The sequence below is a fragment of the Bradyrhizobium sp. 613_E4_N2_2 genome, from assembly GCF_052075995.1.
GTDB lineage: Bacteria > Pseudomonadota > Alphaproteobacteria > Rhizobiales > Xanthobacteraceae > Bradyrhizobium > Bradyrhizobium barranii.
Genome location: NZ_CP197234.1, coordinates 334,028 through 351,978, shown reverse-complemented (window position 1 = coordinate 351,978; position 17,951 = coordinate 334,028). Strand labels below are relative to the sequence as shown.

Below are 17,951 nucleotides of genomic sequence, written 5' to 3'. Positions count from 1 at the left end.
CCAGCGTTGTTTCGAGAAGAGGTCCCGGTCCGACCGGCGAGATCGCGCTTAACCCATTGTCCGACCGCAAAGAAGCTCACTCATGAACCTCCGTAACGTCGCCATCATCGCCCACGTCGACCACGGCAAGACGACCCTGGTCGACAAACTCCTCCAGCAATCCGGTACGTTCCGCGAGAACCAGAAGGTGACGGATCGCGCCATGGACTCCAACGATCTGGAGCGTGAGCGCGGCATCACCATCTTGGCCAAGGCGGCCTCGGTGCAGTGGAAGGACACCCGCGTCAACATCGTCGATACCCCCGGCCACGCCGATTTCGGTGGTGAGGTCGAGCGCATCCTGAACATGGTGGACGGCGCCCTGGTGCTGGTCGACGCCGCCGAAGGCCCGCTGCCGCAGACAAAATTCGTGGTCTCCAAGGCGCTCAAGGTCGGCCTCAAGCCGATCGTCGTCATCAACAAGGTCGACCGCCCCGACGCGCGCCCGACCGAAGTCATCAACGAGGTGTTCGACCTGTTCGCGGCGCTCGACGCCAGCGAGGAGCAGCTCGACTTCCCGATCCTGTACGGGTCGGCCAAGCAGGGCTGGATGGCCGAGAGCCCCGAGGGTCCGCAGGACAAGGGCATGGAGCCGCTGTTCGACCTGATCCTGCGCCACGTCGCACCGCCGACGGTCGAGGAAGGTCCGTTCAAGATGATCGGCACCATCCTGGAGGCCAACCCCTATCTCGGCCGCATCATCACCGGCCGCATCTCGTCCGGCGTTCTCAAGCCGAACCAGCAGGTCAAGGTGCTGCATGCCGACGGCAAGCTGGTCGAGTCCGGGCGCATCACCAAGATCCTGGCATTCCGCGGTCTCGAGCGCACGCCGCTCGATGAAGCTGAAGCCGGCGACATCGTCGCCATTGCCGGCCTGACCAAGGGCACCGTCGCCGACACCTTCTGCGATCCGACCGTCGAGGTGCCGCTGCCGGCGCAGCCGATCGACCCGCCGACCGTGTCGATGTCGTTCATCGTCAACAACTCCCCGCTCGCCGGCACTGAAGGCGACAAGGTGACGAGCCGCATGATCCGCGACCGTCTGCTGCGCGAAGCCGAGGGTAACGTCGCGTTGCGCGTCGTCGAGGCCACCGACAAGGATGCGATGGAAGTGTCCGGCCGCGGCGAATTGCAGCTCGCGATCCTGATCGAGACCATGCGCCGCGAAGGCTTCGAGCTCTCGGTGTCGCGCCCGCGCGTCGTGTACCAGAAGGACGAAGCGACCGGCGCCACCATGGAGCCGATCGAGGAAGTCGTGATCGACGTCGACGAGGAGCATTCCGGCGTCGTCGTGCAGAAGATGAGCGAGCGCAAGTCCGAGCTGGTCGAGATGAAGCCGTCCGGCGGCAACCGCCTGCGCCTGGTGTTCTACGCGCCGACCCGCGGCCTGATCGGCTATCAGGGCGAACTGCTCACCGACACCCGCGGCACCGCGATCATGAACCGCCTGTTCCACGGCTACGCCCCGTACAAGGGCGAGATCCAGGGCCGCCGCAACGGCGTGCTGATCTCCAACGACCAGGGCGAAGCGGTGGCCTACGCCATGTTCAAGCTGGAAGACCGCGGCCCGATGATGATCGAGCCGGGCTGGAAGGTCTACAAGGGCATGATCGTCGGCGAGCACACCCGCGACAACGATCTCGAGATCAACGTGCTCAAGGGCAAGCAGCTCACCAACATCCGCACGACGTCCAAGGACGAAGCCGTGCGCCTGACCCCGCCGATCCGCATGACGCTGGAAAAGGCGCTCGCCTATATCGAGGACGACGAGCTCGTCGAGGTCACGCCGAAGTCGATCCGTCTGCGCAAGAAGCACCTCGACCCGAACGAGCGCAAGCGCGCGGAAAAGTCCAAGGAAGCGGTGGCGTAAGCCGCTCCACACCGTAGTGCCGTAGGGTGGGCCGAGCGTAGCGGGCCCACCACTTGAAATCCCCGTCGGCAATGGTGGGCACGGCGCAAGAGCGCCTTTGCCCACCCTACGAAGATGGATCACTCGCCCCAGTGCACAACGTGCGCACAAGGCGGGTGATGACACCTCACTTTGTGGTGGCTTCAGCGCTCTTCGCGAACGTGCTAGAGCCCGCTCATGACCTCCCTGCCCTCCTCCGTTGACGTCACGATCATCGGCGCCGGCGCCGCCGGCCTCGGCGCGGCGCATGCGCTGGCTGACTCCGGCCTCTCCGTGATCGTGCTGGAGGCGCGTGACCGGATTGGCGGACGCGCCTGGACCGTGCAGGCCTCGCCTGAGGTGACCTTCGACGTCGGCTGCGGCTGGCTGCACTCCGCCGACAAGAATTCCTTCGTCGGAATCGCCAAGCAGCTCGGCTTCGAGGTCAACAAGGACCTGCCGCCCTGGCGCGAGCGCGCCTTCGGCAACGCGTTTCCGCAGGCCGAGCGCGACGATTTCATGCGCGCGATGGACGCATTCTACGAGCGGCTGTGGCAGGCCGCGCAAAAGGGCAAGGACGAGCCCGCGAGCCTGAGCCTCGATCCGGGCAATCGCTGGAATCCCATGATCGACGCGGTCTCGACCTACATCAACGGCTGCGAACTGAAGGACATGTCGACGCTGGACTGGGACGCCTATGAGGATAGCGACCTCAACTGGCGCGTCCGCCGTGGCTATGGCGCGCTGGTCGCGGCCTATGGCGCCCCCTGCCCGGTGGCCCTGGGCTGCAATGTCACGCTGATCGATCATTCCGGCCAGCGCCTCCGCATCGAGACGTCGCAGGGCACGCTGACCGCCGACAAGGTGATCGTCACCGTGCCGACCAATCTGATCGCGGACGAAGCCATCCGCTTCTCTCCGCCGCTCCCGGCCAAGGTGAGCGCCGCAGCCGGCCTGCCGCTCGGCGTCGACGACAAGGTGACGCTGGCGCTCGACGATGCAGAAGCCTTCCCGAAAGAGGGCAATCTGCGGGGTGCCACCATGCGCACCGAGATGGGCACCTACCACATCCGCCCGTTCGGCCAGCCCTGCATCGAGGGCTTTTTCGGCGGCAGCTTCGCCCGCGAGCTGGAAGACGCCGGCGACGGCGCCATCGCCGCGCACAGCATCGACGAGATCGCAGGCTTCCTCGGCAACGACATCAGGCGAAAGCTCAAGCCGCTCTACGAGTCGCGCTGGGCCCACGACCCCTTCGCGAGAGGATCGTATTCACACGCACTGCCAGGGCACGCTGGAGACCGCGCGGTGCTGGCAGCGCCGGTGGATGGGCGGCTGTTCTTCGCGGGAGAAGCGACGTCGCCAAGCTTCTTCACGACGGCGCATGGCGCCAGGGACAGCGGGGAGCGCGCGGCCAAGGAAGTGCTGGCGGCTTCAGGCAAGCCGTAAGCGCCGGCTACGTCACTCAATCACCCGCGCCCGCAAATCCGCATCGGGAACGAAGCAGGCGTCATACTTCCCGAAGATGCGATAGCGGTTGCGCGCGACGAGGCTGTACACGGGGTCCCGCAGCAGTTTTGGCACGGCAAACAACGCGCGCACCCAACTCCATCCCGGCAGATGCGACAGCACGGTCAGCGCAGCGTCGGACTTCATAAAGACCACTCCGCCGTGAACCACGGCATTGGTGTCGGGATCGTCAGGATCGATGCCAAAGGTCCGCGCGAGCTTTGCGCCGTACTCCGACTGGATCGGCGTGAAGCGAAACCGCCTCGCCGTGTCGCGCTTGGCGACGAAGCGGACCCAGCGCGAGCAGAAGATGCAGGCGCCGTCGAACAGGATCACGTCATCGTCGGGCCATTTGCTCATCAGTCTCTCTATCTTACGCGTTTTCTTCACGCGAACCGGGATCCACTTCGCTCGAAAACGCTAGCGATTATCCAGCATCAGCAGCGCGACCAGCATCAGCACGATGGCCGGCCCTGTCTTCACCAGCGCGCCGAGCGGCTCGATCCAGAGGTCGGGCGTGAGGATCGCCGCACCGACCATATAGCCGAGCGAGGCGACGATGCCTGCGACCAAACCGATCGCCGCGGTGCGGCGGAAGGCGATCAGCGCGCCGATGCTCATGTCCATCAGGCTGGTGCCGATGGTGATGGGATCGACCAGCGCGGGCGAAAAATTGTGCGCGCTCAAAATTCCGGCGGCGGCACGGTAGGAGACGAACAGCGCGATGAAGCCGGAGACGAGCCAGAACGCAACCAGGCTGGCGAAGATCAGCGCCTTGATCAGGAACAGCCGCGCGAACCATTTGTCCTGGATGGTGGCGGGATGGCGCCCGATCGCATCAGCCAACGTCTTCGGCGCGATGCCCGTGGCGGCGATCCAGGTGGAGGGTTCGCCGGTCACGCCACGGCGCAGCTCGGCGATGGCCGTGGAGCGCATCGGCGGCATCCAGCCGAGATAATTGGCGAGATCGCCGATCTTCGCGCCGAGATCGAGCATAAACGACGGCATCGCGAGGCGCGGCCAGCCGGCCGTGCCGAAGGCGTGGCGGAACTGTTTGATGACGCCGGCCATGGTGAGCGGCTCGGCCTGCATCAGGTCCCACGTCACGGCTTTGACTGAGGCGTCGTCAATATCGCGCGCGGCGAGCCAGGCGATGGTGGCCGAAATGTCCTCGACTGCGACGGACTGAAATGGCGTCGACATCTCCTTCCCAGGCAGGTCGAGCGGGAAGGCGGCGAGCGCACGCAGCATGGCGCTGCCGCCATAGGCTGAAGGCGCGACGACGAAGCCGGGCCGCAGGACAGCGTGGGGAATGCCGGAGGCTGCAATCAGGCGTTCGGCCTCGCGCTTGGTCGTCGCGAAGGCGGTGCGATCCGCCTCGGCGGTCCCGGGGATCGAGATGTGCACCAGCCGGATCGCGCGGCCGCTGTCGGCGATCGCCTGAAGCAGGCGCGCGACGAAATCGCGATGCACCGCGCTCGTGTCGCTGCCGGGACCGTCCTGGAGCACACCGAGACAGTTCACGACGACGTCGACGGCGTGCTCGCGGAAGAGGCGCATCAGCGCGGCTGCATCGAGCGACAGGATCGGCCGCTCGATGTCCAGCGCGCTCATCTTCTGCGCGGGCGACAGGCTGCGTGCGACGCCGACCACGCGAAATCCCCGCACGCGCAGATCGTCGGTGACGAAGCGCCCGATCAGGCCGGAGGCACCGAGCACCAAAACGGTTCGCTGGGTCATCGCATCTCTCAAAACGGTTTCGCGATCATCAGCCACAGGATCAACATCGTCGCGCCGAAGCCGGGGAAACCGAACGCGAACCAGCGGCGGTAGAGCACGAAGTAACGTTCAGGCAGAGCGCCGCGCTGCTCGGCCGCCTTGCGCGCGAGATCGCGCATCTCGATCTGCATGAAGACGACGGGGACCCAGAATAGGCCCGCAAAGACGTAGAGCCCAAGCGAGGCCAGCAGCCAGCGTTCCGTGATCGGCATGGCCAAAAGCATCATCAGCAGGCCGCCCGTCACCGGCTGGAGGATCACGGCCGACAACGTGAAGATCGCGTCCGCAATCACCACCACCGACGCGGTGCGCGCGATGAATTCGGCGTCGTTCGTGCGATGCGCCATCAGCATGAAGAAGGCGATGCCGGTGCCAGTGCCGAGAATGACGATGGCGCCGAGCACATGGAGGTATTTGACCAGGAGATACAGCGTCATGGCTTCTTGGCCGCCGCAGGTTTGGACTGGTTCAGCGCAAGCCCGAGCTCGCGGCTGGCGGCTTTGACGCCGGCTTCGCTCTCGATCATCCAATGCCCCTCGCTGCCGACGGCCGGCAATGTGCGGAAGTCCACCTTGCCGCCTCCACCGCGAAACGCATCCGCCACTTGCCGCGAGAACGCCGGCGCGAAATAGCTGTCATTGGTCGCCACGAGCCATGTGACGGGAATGCGCGCCGCCTTGCCGAACTCGGCCGCCGCGGCGAGAAGCGTCTGCGGCGCGCAGATCCGGTTCGGTTCATCATTGGCGTGGCCACCGCGCCCCGGCGCAAACGCGATGATCGCGGAGATCGCGTTCGGATCGGCATTCGCGAGCGCCAACGCCCCCCAACCGCCGGCGGAATGGCCGAGCACGACGGCCGAGTCTTGACGAACAAAATCCTGCTTTCGCAAAAAATCCAGCGCGAGCGAAATTTCGGCGGCCGTCGCGCGACCCGAACGCGCGTAATCCGCCTCGTCGCAGCCGCCCTGGTCCTCGACATAGCGGCCGCCGGTCGCACCATGGCCGAGCCGCTCCGGCACCAGCACTGCGAAGCCGTGCGCGACGAGAAACGCGACCAGCGCGCGGTATTCAGGCTGCGGCATTTGCGCCCGACGCAGCACATTCTGCGTCGAGGCATGTGCGATCACCGCAAGCCGGAATGGACCGGCGCCGACGGGGCGAAACAGCAGCGCATGCGCGGCAATGTCGGTATCCGGCGATGGCACGCGCCATTCTTGCCGGCGAAACGGCTCGCCCTCCTCACCCGATGACCCAAACGTGACCTGTGCGCACAGAGGCGACGCCAGCAGCAAGGGCAGCAGAGGCAGGAGGGCGAAGATGTTGAAGACGCGCATGAATTGCCGCAGGCGAACACGGACAGCGACAGATCTGCAGGAACGAATCATTTTCGGCGGACTTTTTGCGTTGCCATCGCGGTTCATTGGTTGCCGCAGGGCAGTTTTGCACCGGCAATGGCAGGCCGGTGCCGTTCGAAATGGCGTCTTGTCTTCTTTCGGTACAACATGGTTAAAATACTGATGCACAAAATCCACACGTTAACCGATAATTAACGATAGGTCTTGCCGCCGGCGCGGCGACTTGGTTTGATCGTGTCCATGAGCACAACCCTGATCGAGGTCCGGCCGGCCAAAGCTGCAGATGCAACTGCGGTGGCGTCCACCCATGACGAAGCCTGGCGCTCCGCCTATCAGGGCATCATTCCCGGCGGCGAGCTGGAAAAGCTGATCAACCGCCGCGGTCCGCAGTGGTGGGACAGTGCGATTCGCAAAGGCAGCCGCGTCAGCGTGCTCGTGTTCGGCGACAAGATCGCCGGCTATGCCAATTACGGCCGCAATCGCGCCCGCAGCCTGCACTTCGACGGCGAGATCTACGAGCTCTATCTGCGTCCGGAATTCCAGGGTCTCGGCTTCGGCCGCCGCCTGTTCACCGCAGCCCGCCGCGACCTGATGCAGAGCGGCCTGAAGAGCATGGTGGTGTGGGCGCTCTCGGACAACGATCCGGCGACCGAGTTCTACCGCGCCTTGGGCGGCCGCATGGTGGCGCGCTCCTCCGAGCGTTTCGGGCCGAAGTCGCTCGACAAGGTTGCCTTCGCTTGGACCAATTGAGCTGCTGAAAGTCTAGCCGGCAGCGCTTCCCATCCGTCGATACCGTTGCCCTTTGAGCCGGTAGTCGCTGGATTCATTATTTCACAAAAACACGATGGATTGGCGGGCCAAGCCCGCGTATGACAGCGCCAAAATCGCTGCCGGGCGCGATTTAACCTCGGCAACAACGGAGCCTTGAATGCGTATCGATGCGGTCTCGATCGGAAAAAACGTACCCCACGACGTCAACGTCATCATCGAAGTCCCCGTGGGCGGCGAGCCGATCAAATACGAGATGGACAAGGAAGCCGGCACGCTCGTTGTCGACCGCTTCCTCTACACGCCGATGCGTTACCCCGGTAACTACGGCTTCATCCCGCACACGCTGTCCGATGACGGCGATCCCTGCGACGTGCTGATCATCAACACCCGCGCCATCATCCCCGGCGCCGTCATGAGCGTGCGCCCGGTCGGCGTGCTGTTCATGGAAGACGAAGCCGGCGGCGACGAGAAGATTCTCGCGGTGCCGTCGTCGAAGCTGACGCAGCGCTACGACAAGGTGAAGTCGTACTCCGACCTGCCCGACATCACGCTGCAGCAGATCCAGCACTTCTTCGAGCACTACAAGGATCTCGAGAAGGGCAAGTGGGTGAAGATTCTGCGCTGGGGCGGCCCGGAAGACGCCCAGAAGCTGATCCTCGAAGGCATCGAGCGCGAGAAGAAGAAAAAGGCGTAAGATTGCGTGTTCCGGACGCGGTGCATCACGAAGTGACGCGCCGCAGAGCCGGGACCGATGGTGCCACTTGCAATGGGCCCCGGCTCTGCAGCGCATCGTTGCACGCTGCGCTGCGTCCGGGGCGCGAGACCTGGAGTTAAACCGCCGGCTTCGGCAGCCCTGCGATCGCGCACGCCGCGCGCAGCGTATTCACCAGTAGGCAGGCGACCGTCATCTGGCCAACGCCGCCCGGGACCGGCGTGATCGCGCCGGCAACGGCGAGTGCTTCCTGATAGGCGACATCGCCGACGAGGCGCGTCTTGCCGTCGTCCCTGGGGATGCGGTTGATGCCGATGTCGATCACGGTCGCGCCTGGCTTCAGCCAGTCACCACGTACCATCTCGGGCTTGCCGACCGCGGCATAGACGAGGTCGGCGCGCTTCACGAGCCCGGGCAGATCGCGCGAGCGCGAATGCGCGATGGTCACCGTGGCATTCTCGTTGAGCAGCAATTGCACCAGCGGACGGCCGACCAGATTGGAGCGGCCGATCACGATGGCATTCATGCCTTCGAGCGAGGCGTGGACGCTCTTGGTCAGGATGATCGAACCGAGCGGCGTGCAAGGCGACAGCGCTTCAAAGCCGCCGGCGAGCCGGCCGGCATTGTTCGGATGCAGGCCGTCGACATCCTTGGCGGAATCGATGGCGTTGATGACGGCCTCAGTATTCAGGCCCTTCGGCAGCGGCAGTTGCACCAGAATGCCGTGCACGGCCGGATCGCGGTTGAGTTTTGCGACGACGGCCAGCAGATCGGCCTGCGACACGTCGGCCGGCAGCTTGTGCTCGAACGAGGCCATGCCGGCCGCCTGCGTCTGGGTGTGCTTGGAGCGGACATAGACCTCGCTGGCGGGGTCGTTGCCGACCAGAACCACCGCGAGGCCCGGCACCAGATTGTGTTCGCGCTTGACGCGGGCAACCTCGTCAGCGACGCGCGCGCGGAGTTCCGCAGCGATGACTTTTCCATCGATGATCTTGGCCGTCATGTCAGTTCCCTTGGTCTGTCGGTTTGGCGTCTGCCGATCTGGCTTGGGCGAGCTTGCGCAGGGCTTCGCCGAGCCGCGCCGGATCGCCATCGACCGCGATCTGCTTCAGCCGCGAGGTGGCACCGGAAAGCAGCTTTACACTGGCCTTGGGGACGCCGAGCGATTTCGCCAATAGCACCAGAACGGCCTTGTTGGCCTCGCCGCCATCGGCGATCGCGCGCACCCGCACCTTGAGCACGCTGCGGCCATCGGCCAATTGCTCGATCCCGTCGATGTCGTCGCGGCCGCCGCGCGGCGTCACCCGCAGCGCGATGCTGATTCCTGCGACCGAATAGCGCCAGGGTTCCTTGAAGGCCTGTTTCGCAACCAAGGCGCTCCCGCCCGCTTAGATCACGTTCGGGTAGATGTAATACAGGATCACCCGCTCGATGAACATGATGAGCAGGATCAGGATGATCGGCGAGATATCGAGGCCGCCGAGACTGGGCAGGAAATTGCGAATCGGCGCCAGCACCGGCTCGGTGATCCGGTACAGGAACTCCGCCACCGCCGAAACGAACTGGTTGCGGGTGTTCACGACGTTGAAAGCGATCAGCCAGGACAGGATCGCGGAGGCGATCAGCAGCCAGACGTAGAGGTCGAGCACGATGATGACGATGTCGAGAACGGCACGCATTGAAGACTCTGGCTTTCGGTCGGGATTGACGCTTTTTGCTAGATATCGGTTCCCCCCGGCCCAAACAAGGGAAGTCGGTGCCGGGGATGGTTAAAACCGGGTCACACCCGTCCTTGACTTGACCTTGGCGGGGACTTAAATGGCGCCCGGTTGTCGGCCGCATTCACCAGAGCGGCCGCCAAACGGGGCCATAGCTCAGCTGGGAGAGCGCGTCGTTCGCAATGACGAGGTCGGCGGTTCGATCCCGCCTGGCTCCACCAGCCTTCGCAGGCTGCGCCTGCTTCGGCTCGGCAAGCCGCTTCGTAGCGAAGGCTGCCACGCCATAGCCCGAAGGGCGACGGCGGGCTCCCTCCAAATTCCCCCTACTTCCCCGTAAACCTCGGCGGCCGCTTCTCCATGAAGCTCGCCACCCCCTCCCGGAAATCGCTGCCGTTCAGCGCGACCATCATCTCGCGGTTGGCCTCGATCGTGGCCTCGGCCAGGGTCTGGAACGGCACCTCGTAGAGCTGGCGCTTGATCACGGCCATCGCGCTCGGCGAGACGAAATCGGCGAGGTCGCGCGCATAGGCGTAGGTCTCCTCGCGCAGCTTCTCGGGTGAGCAGAGCCGGTTCACCAGGCCGATCCGCAGCGCCTCTTCGCTCGACACGCGCCGGGCCGAGAGCAGCAGATCCATCGCATTGGCGTGGCCGACGATGCGCGGCAGCATCCAGCTGATGCCGTGCTCCGCGATCAGGCCACGCCGCGCGAAGGCTGTCGTGAACACGGTATTGTCGGCGGCAAAGCGCAGGTCGCAATAAAGCGCGTGGACGAGGCCGATGCCGGCGGTCGCGCCGTTGAGCATGGCGATGACTGGCTTTCCGATCGACGGATAGAAGCCGTAGCGCGTCTGCCAGTCCGGCCGGCGGTTCATGTCGAAGGGCGGCAGGTTCGAGGCACGCCTGACGTCGTTGGGGTCGAGCCCCTTCAGCGCATCCATGTCGGCGCCGGCGCAGAAGGCGCGGCCCGCGCCGGTGAGCACGATGACGCGGACATTGTCATCGGCGCTCGATGCTTCCATCGCATGGCGCACGTCGCGCTCCATCGTCGGCGTCCACGCATTCATGCGATCAGGGCGATTGAGCGTGATGGTCGCGACCTTGTCGCTCACCTCATACAGAATGTGTTCGTAGGCCATGACGCTCTCCCTGTGTCTGCCGGCACGCGTTCGCGCGCGCTCGTTAGGAACGAGCCTAGCATATCCAGGGATGAGGCAAGGGCTTGCGCCAAGAACTTAGGCGAAGCACCTTGCGCGGAGGCGCGATCACTCGGCGGCTTGCGCCAGCACCTGCCGGCGCGCCAGCCAGCCGTCGATGAAATGATCGAGCCAGGCCCGCTCCGCAACGTCGTAGACGGCACGGTCCGCGAAATGATGATGCCGCTCGCGCGCGCCAGGCGCGCTGAGGCCGTCATAGCCGCGCGTGGTCCAGCAATGCATCATCGCGCAGGTCACGTCAGGATGAAACTGCACCCCGAAAGCGTTGCCGGTGCGGAACGCCTGGATCGGAAAATCATCGCCTTCCGCAAGCAGCTCAGCGCCGACGGGCAGTTCAAATCCTTCGCGATGCCAGTGATAGACCTGTGCCGGCCAATTCGGGCAGAGCGCGTGGCCCGCGGCGGTCGGGCGGATCGGATAGTAGCCGATCTGGGTCAGTGCCTGCGCATGCGGTGCGACGCGGGCCCCCAGCTGCATCGCCAGCATCTGCGCGCCGAGGCAGATACCAAGGAACGGCCGCTGTTCGCGGAGCGGAATTTCGATCCAGTCGATCTCGCGGCGGATGTAGTCGTCGGGATCGTTGGCGCTCATCGGACCGCCGAAGAAAACAGCACCGGCATGCTGATCGAGCGTGTCGGGCAGGGGATCGCCGAAGCGGGGACGGCGAATGTCGAGACGATGGCCGAGCGCGCGCAGCGCATTGCCGACGCGGCCGGGTGTCGAGGATTCCTGATGCAGGATGATCAGAACCGGCAACCGGGCTTCGGAGGCGGCGGCGCTCGGCGTCCTTCTGGGGAAGGGCACCAATTCTGCGCCACCAAACCTGTCCGTCCGGAACGACATGGCCTCTGCGAGTGCTATCGGTTCAGGCCGCCAGCATAACTAAGCGGTAGTTAACATCGTGTGAGTTCGCGCACACGCGTCCCGATATTGAAGCAAGCTCCGGGCCACTACGGAGCTTTGAGCTTTCTTCAAAGCGTTTTCGAGCGAAGTGGACACCGGTTCGCGTCAAGAAAACGCGTCAAGACAAGAAATCTAGTGCCTCTGCCTCTGGAACCGGCTGGTGGCGGACAGGATGAAGCCGCGCGGGAAGAAACGCAGCGCGAACGGCACGATCTTGATTCCGAGACCAGGCAGCACTGCCCGTTTGTTGGCCATCAGGCCTCGATAGGCCTGTTGCGCGACATCGGCGGCAGACACGTTGAGAAGAGTCGTATCATGCCCGGACCCGACGCCGGCGCGCGCCTGGAATTCGGTGGGCACCGGACCCGGGCAAAGTACGGTGACGCGAACGCCGCGCGGCGCGAGCTCCGCCCGCAGGGCCTCGGTGAGGGAAATCACATAGGCCTTGGACGCGTAGTACACGGCCATGCCGGGGCCGGGCAGAAAGCCCGCGACCGATCCGACATTGAGAAGACCGCCCTTGTTCCTGATCAGCTGATCGGCAAAGCGCAGCGACAGATCCGTCAGAGCCCGGACGTTGACATCGACGATGCCGACCTGTTCGACGCGGTCGCGCTCGATCGCATCGCCGAACACGCCGAAGCCGGCATTGTTGACGAGATGGTCGAGCTCGACACCTTCGGCGGCGAGCGCGGCGGCGATCTTCTCGCCCGCATCCGCCTCCTGCAGGTCGCAGGCGATCACGATCGGCTTCTTGCCGCCCTTGGCGGCGAGCTCGTTCGCAAGCGCCTCCAGCCGGTCCGCCCGTCGCGCCGTCAGCGCGAGGCGATGCCCGTTGGCGGCGAACACACGCGCCAGCTCCGTGCCGATGCCCGCCGACGCACCGGTGATCAACGTTACCCGCTCAGTCACGATCGAAGTCTCTTGAATTGAAGTTTTTTGGCCCCGCAATGGCGGAACGAGAGCATAGGCCGAGCGCGACAGGCAAGCGTCACCGGCAGCATGGCTGCTTGAGCGGGCAACAGGGAAGCAGGAAAACCACGGATTTTACGGGGAAATCCGGGGCCGGGGTGGCCGACGAGGGTATATTAAAGTTTCGTCATGTGGCCAGCACAACCGCCGATAATACCGCGTCGAGACGGCTCAACCCCCGACGGCACCGTCCTTGACCTGATCATCGGCGCGATTTGCGACCGCATGCTTGAGGTCGATCCGGTCGCGCTGGGCGATCCCGAGCAGGTCGGAGGCGCGCCAGACGACGTTGTCCTCGAACTCGGAGACCTGGCCATCGGCATAGACCAGCTCCCACATCATCTGGACGATGCGCTTGCGGCCCTCTTCGTCGAGCGAGCGCATGATGACACTGGTGAAGTGATAGAGATCGACGGCCTCGCCCTCGACCTGGGTGGCGTCCGCGATCAGGCGGTCGGCGGTTCCGCGATCCAGCCCGAAATGGCTTTCGATCAGGCTGTGCAGCTTGCGCTGCTCGGTCGCCGTCGGCTGACCGTCCAGCGAGACCACGTGAACCAGCAGCGCGGTGGCCGCAAGCCGGTAATCGCCATCGCCGAATGCACGATCCCCGGCATGAGGGGCCACAATGTCGGCGATGAATTGGCGCAGGCCGTCGAGCATAGGATCCTACCGAAAACGATGAAGCCGCGGGAGTGCGGCCGCCACCAGCATTATATGAGCGGGAAACTCAACCGCCGCAACGTGCGTCAGCTCCGCGCGGGCATTACCTTTCGGCAATCTGTCACGGTATCTCGTACACCACCATCTTGTCGGCGATGCCGCGCAGGGCCGCCTGCTTCTGGATCGGCTTGATCGCGCGCTGCTCGAGCACCTCGGCGACTGCGGGCGCATCGAGCACGGGGCCCGTGATGTGGATCTCCCGCGCCGTCGACAGGCTCTGGACGCGAGCGGCGATGTTGACGGTCTGGCCGAAATAATCCTGGCGTTCGTTGAGCATCACCGCAAGACACGGGCCTTCATGGATGCCGATCTTGACGATGAGATCGTCGGTGCCGCGCTGCCTGTTGAGCTCGTCCATAGCGGCCCGCATCCGCAGGCCCGCGACGATGGCGTGCTCCGGACGGACGAAGGTCGCCATCACGGCGTCGCCGATTGTCTTCACCACCGCGCCCTTCTCGGAGGAGATGATCTCGAGCAGCGCATGGAAATGCGCGCGCACGAGATCGAAGGCGGCGAGATCGCCGACGCGCTCGTAGAGCGCGGTCGAGCCCTTCAAATCGGTGAACAGGAATGTCAGCGACGTGATCTGGAGCCGCTGGTCGAGGCTGAGATTGTCCGCCTTGAAGACATCGCGAAACGTCTGGTTCGACAGCATGCGCTTGGCGGTGAGGAACGGCTTGCGCTTGCCGATGAGATGATGGAGCGCCTCGGCCGCGATGAACACCGACGGCAACACGCGCACGCCGGCCTGGTTCTCCAGCGACAGCCGCAGCGGCCCCGGCCGCATGGTCGTCGTCCCCGTCGGAGCCTGCACCTTGTTGTACATGATCGCGAACTGCTGGCGCTCCTTGGTCGGCTCGCCCTGGACGTCGATGAAATGGGCGGCGTGCGTCACCGGCTCGAAGATGATGATGAAGTCGCCCGGCAGTTGCAGCGACATGGTCGCTTTCTCGCCCGCCGGAAGCTCGAGCGTATCGAGCGTCACCTCGTTGGCGAGCGTCGCGAAGGATTCCTTGTTGAAGTCGACGCCGGAGCTCCAGAATACCTGCTTGAAATATTCCCACACCGGAAGCGTATCGGGATCGTGCGCTGCGATGCGCCGCACGCGCGGATTGACGGTGAAGGAGACCTCGACCTGATCGTCGACCGACGCCTTGTAGCCGCAGGCGCAGAGCGCGCAGTGATAATCGTCCGGCTTGAGCGCCTTCAGCGTCGAATGGGCCCCCAGCACGCCGCCGCAGCCCGGACAGAGCACGTTCCAGCCGAGATCGAACAGTCCGAGCCGCGCCGAATGCAGGAAGGTGGAGATCGTGTGCTCTTCGTCGAGGCCATGCTGCCTGGCGAAATCGAGGACATTGACGCGGTTGAGCTCGTGATCCTCGCCGTTCTCGATGAGGTCCGCAATCGCGTCGACCACCTTGGCATCGGCGGTCTGCTTCAGAACGGAAAACTGGGCCTGGATGTCGCTCATGGCGGAGGCTCTATCTGGGGTGGATCGCGCCATCGGGCAGACGAATGTCTGTCACCGACGCGTGATGCGGAACAAAGGTGAGTGGTCCGGCTGGGTCGTCACGACGCCGAGCGGGATCACCGGAACCCTGTCGGCAAGCTCGATACGGAACGCGCCGATCAACCGGGCCAGCGCCAGCACGGATTCGGCTTGCGCGAACGGCGCGCCGATGCAGACGCGCGGACCCGCGCCGAACGGCAGGTAAGCGAAGCGGTCGGGCGCCTCCTTCGACATGAAGCGTTTTGGAATGAAGGCGTTCGGCTGGTCCCACAGCTTCTCATGCCGGTGGAGCAGCCAGGGCGCGATCATGATGATGTCGCCCTTGCCGATCTCGACACCGGCCGCATTGTCCTTCTCGCGCGCGGCACGCGCGACCAGGAAGGCCGGCGGATAGAGCCGCATGGTCTCCTCGATCACCGCACGGGTGAACTTCTGGCGATCGATATCGGCCATGCTGTCGAGGTGCTCGCCGTGGGTCTCGGAGGCAACTTCCTCCTGCGTCTCCGGATCGAGCGCGAGCAGATAGAGCGCCCAGAACAGCGCCGTCGCCGTGGTCTCGTGACCCGCCAGGATCATGGTCGCGACCTCGTCGACGAGTTGCGCGTCCGAAAAGCCCTTGCCGGTTTCGGGATCGCGCGCCGCGTCCATGAGATCGAACAGGTCGCGCGGCGGCGCGCCGTCCTTCTTGCCCATCGTGCGGCGCTCGGCGATCAGCATCGCGACGAATTCGGTCCAGCGCTTGCGGAAGCGCGCGCGGGCAAAATCCATCGGGGTCGGCCAGGACACCGGCAGCAGCATGTCGAGGAAATAGGGCCGTCCCAGCCGCGCTCCGTATTCCATGACGAAGTTGCGCAAGGTCGGGCCGTGACGGTCCATGCCGAACGAGAACATCGTGCGCCCGGCGATCTCCAGCGTCATGCGCTGCATCGTCTCGCGCAGATCGACCGGCTCGCTTGTTCGCGCATCGAGCTTTGTGATGGTCTCGTCGAGCACCGCGGTCATATGCGGGACGAGATTTGCGGTCGCACGCGGCGTGAAGGCCGGCGCGAGCGTACGGCGCTGATGCGCCCAGGCGTGGCCTTCCGCGATCAGAACTCCTTCGCCGAGCACCGGACGCAGCATGCGGATCCCCGCCGGCGTGCGCGTGTAGTTTTCATAATTGCTGAGCAGGACATGCCGAATTGCATTCGGCTGATTCAGAATGAAGCTGTTGTGGAGGAAAAAGCGGCCCTTGATGACCTCTTCTTCGTAGGCACGCTGGCCCCAGGTCGCGATCATGTTCTGCTTGAGGACCGCGACCCGGCCGAGAAACGACATGTCGTCGGGCGCACGCGGCGGGGTCGGAGGGATGATGGGCCGACGCACACTGGCGATGTTCATGGCTCTCTCCCGCAGATATGACCCAGGCCAATAGCTAGTAAGTCAGCTCGGCAATCGCAATCCTGTTCTCGGAGGCGGGCCAGGCACGCGCCACAATTCGTTCTTCGCCGAACTGGGCCACGACGTTACGCCCGGCCTCCGCGGCCGGGAGCCGCAAGGTTGCTGCCGAATCCGTGGGCACACCCGGCTTGACGTCGGCCGGCTCCTTGCCGTCGAGCAGCACCACGTCCCGCGGCAGGCCGAAATAGCCGCGCGGGCGTGACATGATCACGACGGCGCCGGCATCCTTGTCCGCCGGCCCGAGCGGGCGCGCGGCACGCAGATGCACGACATCGGACGAGCGCGCGAACGGCGAGCGGTAGATATGCGTCGTCGGCGCGTCGGGCGATGTCAGGACGAATTCGAGGAACCAGGAAGGCTCGACCTGCGCCGGACCCCAGCGGCCGTCGGCGCCGGTCTTCGCGCTGTGCACCGCGCCGCCTTTGCGCTCCCCGGTATCAGGATCGACGCGGAAGACATCGACGGTTGCACCCGCCACCGGGCGATTGGTCGACACGCCGCCTGGCGTACCGGTCACAAGGCCGCTCAACCTGACGCTCTGCTCCGGCACAATCGCGATGCGCGCGGGCTCGCGGCCGGCAATGAATTTGTAGATCTCGCGGAAGGCACGCGGGTGAAACGCCACTTCGCGATGGTCGAGCGCGACGAGCACGAGATTGGTGGCGCCCGTCAACTCCGGCCCTTCGACGGTAACGCCGGTCGGCGTGCCGGGCTTGCCGATGAAGCGGCCGTCGGCTTGCGCGTACTTGTCCATGCCATCGCTGCGCAGGGTGAGGAAGGCCGTGCCCGGCGTCACCTCGCTCTCGCCCTCATTCAGGCCGCGCAGAAATGTACCGCGGCCATTGAATTCGTTGTTCGGCTGGTCGTCGGTCGCGAACACGCCGTGATTGGGCGTGCCGCACAGCACGGCATGGCTGACATCGCCGGCACCGCCGTTCCTGATGACGTTGCGAATGGCGTAGCCACCGCGCGAACTGCCGACCAGCGCCACGCGGGCCGCGCCGGTGCGGCGCTTCAATTCCGCGATGGCCGCCGCGAGTTCGCGGCGCTGGTCCTCGGTCGAGGAGCGGCCCGCCTGCTCGACCTTGTCGTCGCTGCGCGCCAGCGGATCCGTGAAATTGACCGCCATCATGCGATCGCGCGCGACGCCGTTGGATTCCATTCGCCAAAGCGTCGTCATCCAGACCGCGTCGTATTCACCATTGCCGTGGACCAACAGGATCGGCGGCACCTCGGCATTCTGAGCCGTGGGCGCGGTCTGGGCCAGCGCGCCTGTCCGCAAGCTCGCAACCGCGAAAGGCAAGCTGCCTACTCCCAGCAGGATCGACCTTCGCGACAGCTTCATATGTTTCTCCGGAAAAACCATGTCTTTGTGCCGCTTATAGCGGCCTAACCACTGGACAGCGAAGGACTTTCGCAGGCATC

At 64.9% G+C, this 17,951-nt stretch carries 18 protein-coding genes and 1 tRNA gene; 5 read left to right on the top strand and 14 right to left on the bottom strand.

Going from position 1 to position 17,951, the window contains the following annotated elements; all coding sequences use genetic code 11:
* The first annotated feature begins 82 nt into the window (after positions 1 to 82).
* Entirely contained in the window at positions 83 to 1,909 is a 1,827-nt protein-coding gene (gene typA / locus AB7290_RS01630) for a translational GTPase TypA (protein ID WP_071908699.1), read from the top strand.
* A gap of 216 nt (positions 1,910 to 2,125) precedes the next feature.
* Entirely contained in the window at positions 2,126 to 3,373 is a 1,248-nt protein-coding gene (locus AB7290_RS01625; RefSeq protein WP_085402980.1) for a flavin monoamine oxidase family protein, read from the top strand.
* 12 nt (positions 3,374 to 3,385) lie between these two features.
* On the opposite strand, the gene AB7290_RS01620 is transcribed toward AB7290_RS01625, so the two are convergent.
* The 4 genes from AB7290_RS01620 to AB7290_RS01605 are packed head-to-tail and all read right to left on the bottom strand — an operon-like array spanning position 3,386 to position 6,545.
* Entirely contained in the window at positions 3,386 to 3,793 is a 408-nt protein-coding gene (locus AB7290_RS01620; protein ID WP_085402982.1) for a thiol-disulfide oxidoreductase DCC family protein, read from the bottom strand.
* A gap of 60 nt (positions 3,794 to 3,853) precedes the next feature.
* Entirely contained in the window at positions 3,854 to 5,173 is a 1,320-nt protein-coding gene (locus AB7290_RS01615; RefSeq protein ID WP_085402984.1) for an SDR family oxidoreductase, read from the bottom strand.
* An 8-nt stretch (positions 5,174 to 5,181) separates the two neighbouring features.
* Positions 5,182 to 5,649: a DUF2269 family protein gene (locus tag AB7290_RS01610; protein ID WP_085402986.1), complete on the bottom strand. Its 468-nt coding sequence runs from the start codon at positions 5,647 to 5,649 to the stop codon at positions 5,182 to 5,184.
* Complete coding sequence (locus AB7290_RS01605; RefSeq protein ID WP_085402988.1) at positions 5,646 to 6,545, bottom strand: dienelactone hydrolase family protein; 900 nt, start codon at positions 6,543 to 6,545, stop codon at positions 5,646 to 5,648. The genes AB7290_RS01610 and AB7290_RS01605 overlap by 4 nt, the downstream gene beginning before the upstream one ends.
* A gap of 261 nt (positions 6,546 to 6,806) precedes the next feature.
* Between AB7290_RS01605 and AB7290_RS01600 the strand changes: the two genes are divergently transcribed.
* Positions 6,807 to 7,316 carry a GNAT family N-acetyltransferase gene (locus AB7290_RS01600; protein ID WP_014490714.1) on the top strand — a complete coding sequence of 170 codons (510 nt, stop codon included), beginning with the start codon at positions 6,807 to 6,809 and terminating at the stop codon, positions 7,314 to 7,316.
* Between the two features lie 178 nt (positions 7,317 to 7,494).
* Complete coding sequence (gene ppa, locus AB7290_RS01595; RefSeq protein WP_014490715.1) at positions 7,495 to 8,031, top strand: inorganic diphosphatase; 537 nt, start codon at positions 7,495 to 7,497, stop codon at positions 8,029 to 8,031.
* A gap of 136 nt (positions 8,032 to 8,167) precedes the next feature.
* Here ppa and AB7290_RS01590 read toward each other — a convergent pair whose 3' ends face one another.
* The 3 genes from AB7290_RS01590 to AB7290_RS01580 are packed head-to-tail and all read right to left on the bottom strand — an operon-like array spanning position 8,168 to position 9,728.
* Positions 8,168 to 9,052, bottom strand: a complete 885-nt coding sequence (locus AB7290_RS01590) for a bifunctional methylenetetrahydrofolate dehydrogenase/methenyltetrahydrofolate cyclohydrolase (protein ID WP_085402990.1) — start codon at positions 9,050 to 9,052, stop codon at positions 8,168 to 8,170.
* Between the two features lies 1 nt (position 9,053).
* A complete protein-coding gene (locus AB7290_RS01585; protein ID WP_085402992.1) occupies positions 9,054 to 9,422 on the bottom strand; it encodes a DUF167 domain-containing protein in 369 nt (122 codons plus the stop codon).
* A gap of 15 nt (positions 9,423 to 9,437) precedes the next feature.
* A complete protein-coding gene (locus tag AB7290_RS01580; protein ID WP_007598721.1) occupies positions 9,438 to 9,728 on the bottom strand; it encodes a YggT family protein in 291 nt (96 codons plus the stop codon).
* Between the two features lie 184 nt (positions 9,729 to 9,912).
* On the opposite strand from AB7290_RS01580, the gene AB7290_RS01575 reads away from it, so the two are divergent.
* Positions 9,913 to 9,988 (top strand) — tRNA-Ala (locus AB7290_RS01575).
* Positions 9,989 to 10,090: 102 nt separating this feature from the next.
* Here the strand turns inward: AB7290_RS01575 and AB7290_RS01570 are convergent.
* The 7 genes from AB7290_RS01570 to AB7290_RS01540 form a co-directional block, all read right to left on the bottom strand.
* Positions 10,091 to 10,903: an enoyl-CoA hydratase gene (locus tag AB7290_RS01570; protein WP_085402994.1), complete on the bottom strand. Its 813-nt coding sequence runs from the start codon at positions 10,901 to 10,903 to the stop codon at positions 10,091 to 10,093.
* 126 nt (positions 10,904 to 11,029) lie between these two features.
* Entirely contained in the window at positions 11,030 to 11,824 is a 795-nt protein-coding gene (locus AB7290_RS01565; protein WP_085402996.1) for a glutamine amidotransferase, read from the bottom strand.
* 192 nt (positions 11,825 to 12,016) lie between these two features.
* Positions 12,017 to 12,796 (bottom strand): SDR family NAD(P)-dependent oxidoreductase, encoded by a 780-nt coding sequence (locus AB7290_RS01560; RefSeq protein ID WP_085402998.1) that lies wholly within the window; start codon positions 12,794 to 12,796, stop codon positions 12,017 to 12,019.
* A gap of 231 nt (positions 12,797 to 13,027) precedes the next feature.
* On the bottom strand, positions 13,028 to 13,516 hold the full coding sequence (locus AB7290_RS01555; RefSeq protein WP_085403000.1) for a TerB family tellurite resistance protein: 489 nt from the start codon (positions 13,514 to 13,516) through the stop codon (positions 13,028 to 13,030).
* 121 nt (positions 13,517 to 13,637) lie between these two features.
* Positions 13,638 to 15,047: an adenylate/guanylate cyclase domain-containing protein gene (locus AB7290_RS01550; protein WP_085403002.1), complete on the bottom strand. Its 1,410-nt coding sequence runs from the start codon at positions 15,045 to 15,047 to the stop codon at positions 13,638 to 13,640.
* 51 nt (positions 15,048 to 15,098) lie between these two features.
* Positions 15,099 to 16,466 carry a cytochrome P450 gene (locus tag AB7290_RS01545; RefSeq protein WP_085403004.1) on the bottom strand — a complete coding sequence of 456 codons (1,368 nt, stop codon included), beginning with the start codon at positions 16,464 to 16,466 and terminating at the stop codon, positions 15,099 to 15,101.
* A 34-nt stretch (positions 16,467 to 16,500) separates the two neighbouring features.
* On the bottom strand, positions 16,501 to 17,871 hold the full coding sequence (locus AB7290_RS01540) for a hydrolase (protein WP_085403006.1): 1,371 nt from the start codon (positions 17,869 to 17,871) through the stop codon (positions 16,501 to 16,503).
* Positions 17,872 to 17,951 lie beyond the last annotated feature (80 nt).

What these genes read in the sequence shown, in the direction of transcription:
- AB7290_RS01550 (WP_085403002.1), bottom strand. Translation starts at nt 15,047, where the DNA reads ATGAGCGACATCCAGGCCCAGTTTTCCGTTCTGAAGCAGACCGCCGAT.
- AB7290_RS01610 (WP_085402986.1), bottom strand. Translation starts at nt 5,649, where the DNA reads ATGACGCTGTATCTCCTGGTCAAATACCTCCATGTGCTCGGCGCCATC.
- AB7290_RS01545 (WP_085403004.1), bottom strand. Translation starts at nt 16,466, where the DNA reads ATGAACATCGCCAGTGTGCGTCGGCCCATCATCCCTCCGACCCCGCCG.
- AB7290_RS01565 (WP_085402996.1), bottom strand. Translation starts at nt 11,824, where the DNA reads ATGTCGTTCCGGACGGACAGGTTTGGTGGCGCAGAATTGGTGCCCTTC.
- AB7290_RS01540 (WP_085403006.1), bottom strand. Translation starts at nt 17,871, where the DNA reads ATGAAGCTGTCGCGAAGGTCGATCCTGCTGGGAGTAGGCAGCTTGCCT.
- AB7290_RS01590 (WP_085402990.1), bottom strand. Translation starts at nt 9,052, where the DNA reads ATGACGGCCAAGATCATCGATGGAAAAGTCATCGCTGCGGAACTCCGC.
- AB7290_RS01625 (WP_085402980.1), top strand. Translation starts at nt 2,126, where the DNA reads ATGACCTCCCTGCCCTCCTCCGTTGACGTCACGATCATCGGCGCCGGC.
- AB7290_RS01580 (WP_007598721.1), bottom strand. Translation starts at nt 9,728, where the DNA reads ATGCGTGCCGTTCTCGACATCGTCATCATCGTGCTCGACCTCTACGTC.
- AB7290_RS01605 (WP_085402988.1), bottom strand. Translation starts at nt 6,545, where the DNA reads ATGCGCGTCTTCAACATCTTCGCCCTCCTGCCTCTGCTGCCCTTGCTG.
- AB7290_RS01615 (WP_085402984.1), bottom strand. Translation starts at nt 5,173, where the DNA reads ATGACCCAGCGAACCGTTTTGGTGCTCGGTGCCTCCGGCCTGATCGGG.
- AB7290_RS01600 (WP_014490714.1), top strand. Translation starts at nt 6,807, where the DNA reads ATGAGCACAACCCTGATCGAGGTCCGGCCGGCCAAAGCTGCAGATGCA.
- typA (WP_071908699.1), top strand. Translation starts at nt 83, where the DNA reads ATGAACCTCCGTAACGTCGCCATCATCGCCCACGTCGACCACGGCAAG.
- AB7290_RS01570 (WP_085402994.1), bottom strand. Translation starts at nt 10,903, where the DNA reads ATGGCCTACGAACACATTCTGTATGAGGTGAGCGACAAGGTCGCGACC.
- ppa (WP_014490715.1), top strand. Translation starts at nt 7,495, where the DNA reads ATGCGTATCGATGCGGTCTCGATCGGAAAAAACGTACCCCACGACGTC.
- AB7290_RS01555 (WP_085403000.1), bottom strand. Translation starts at nt 13,516, where the DNA reads ATGCTCGACGGCCTGCGCCAATTCATCGCCGACATTGTGGCCCCTCAT.
- AB7290_RS01620 (WP_085402982.1), bottom strand. Translation starts at nt 3,793, where the DNA reads ATGAGCAAATGGCCCGACGATGACGTGATCCTGTTCGACGGCGCCTGC.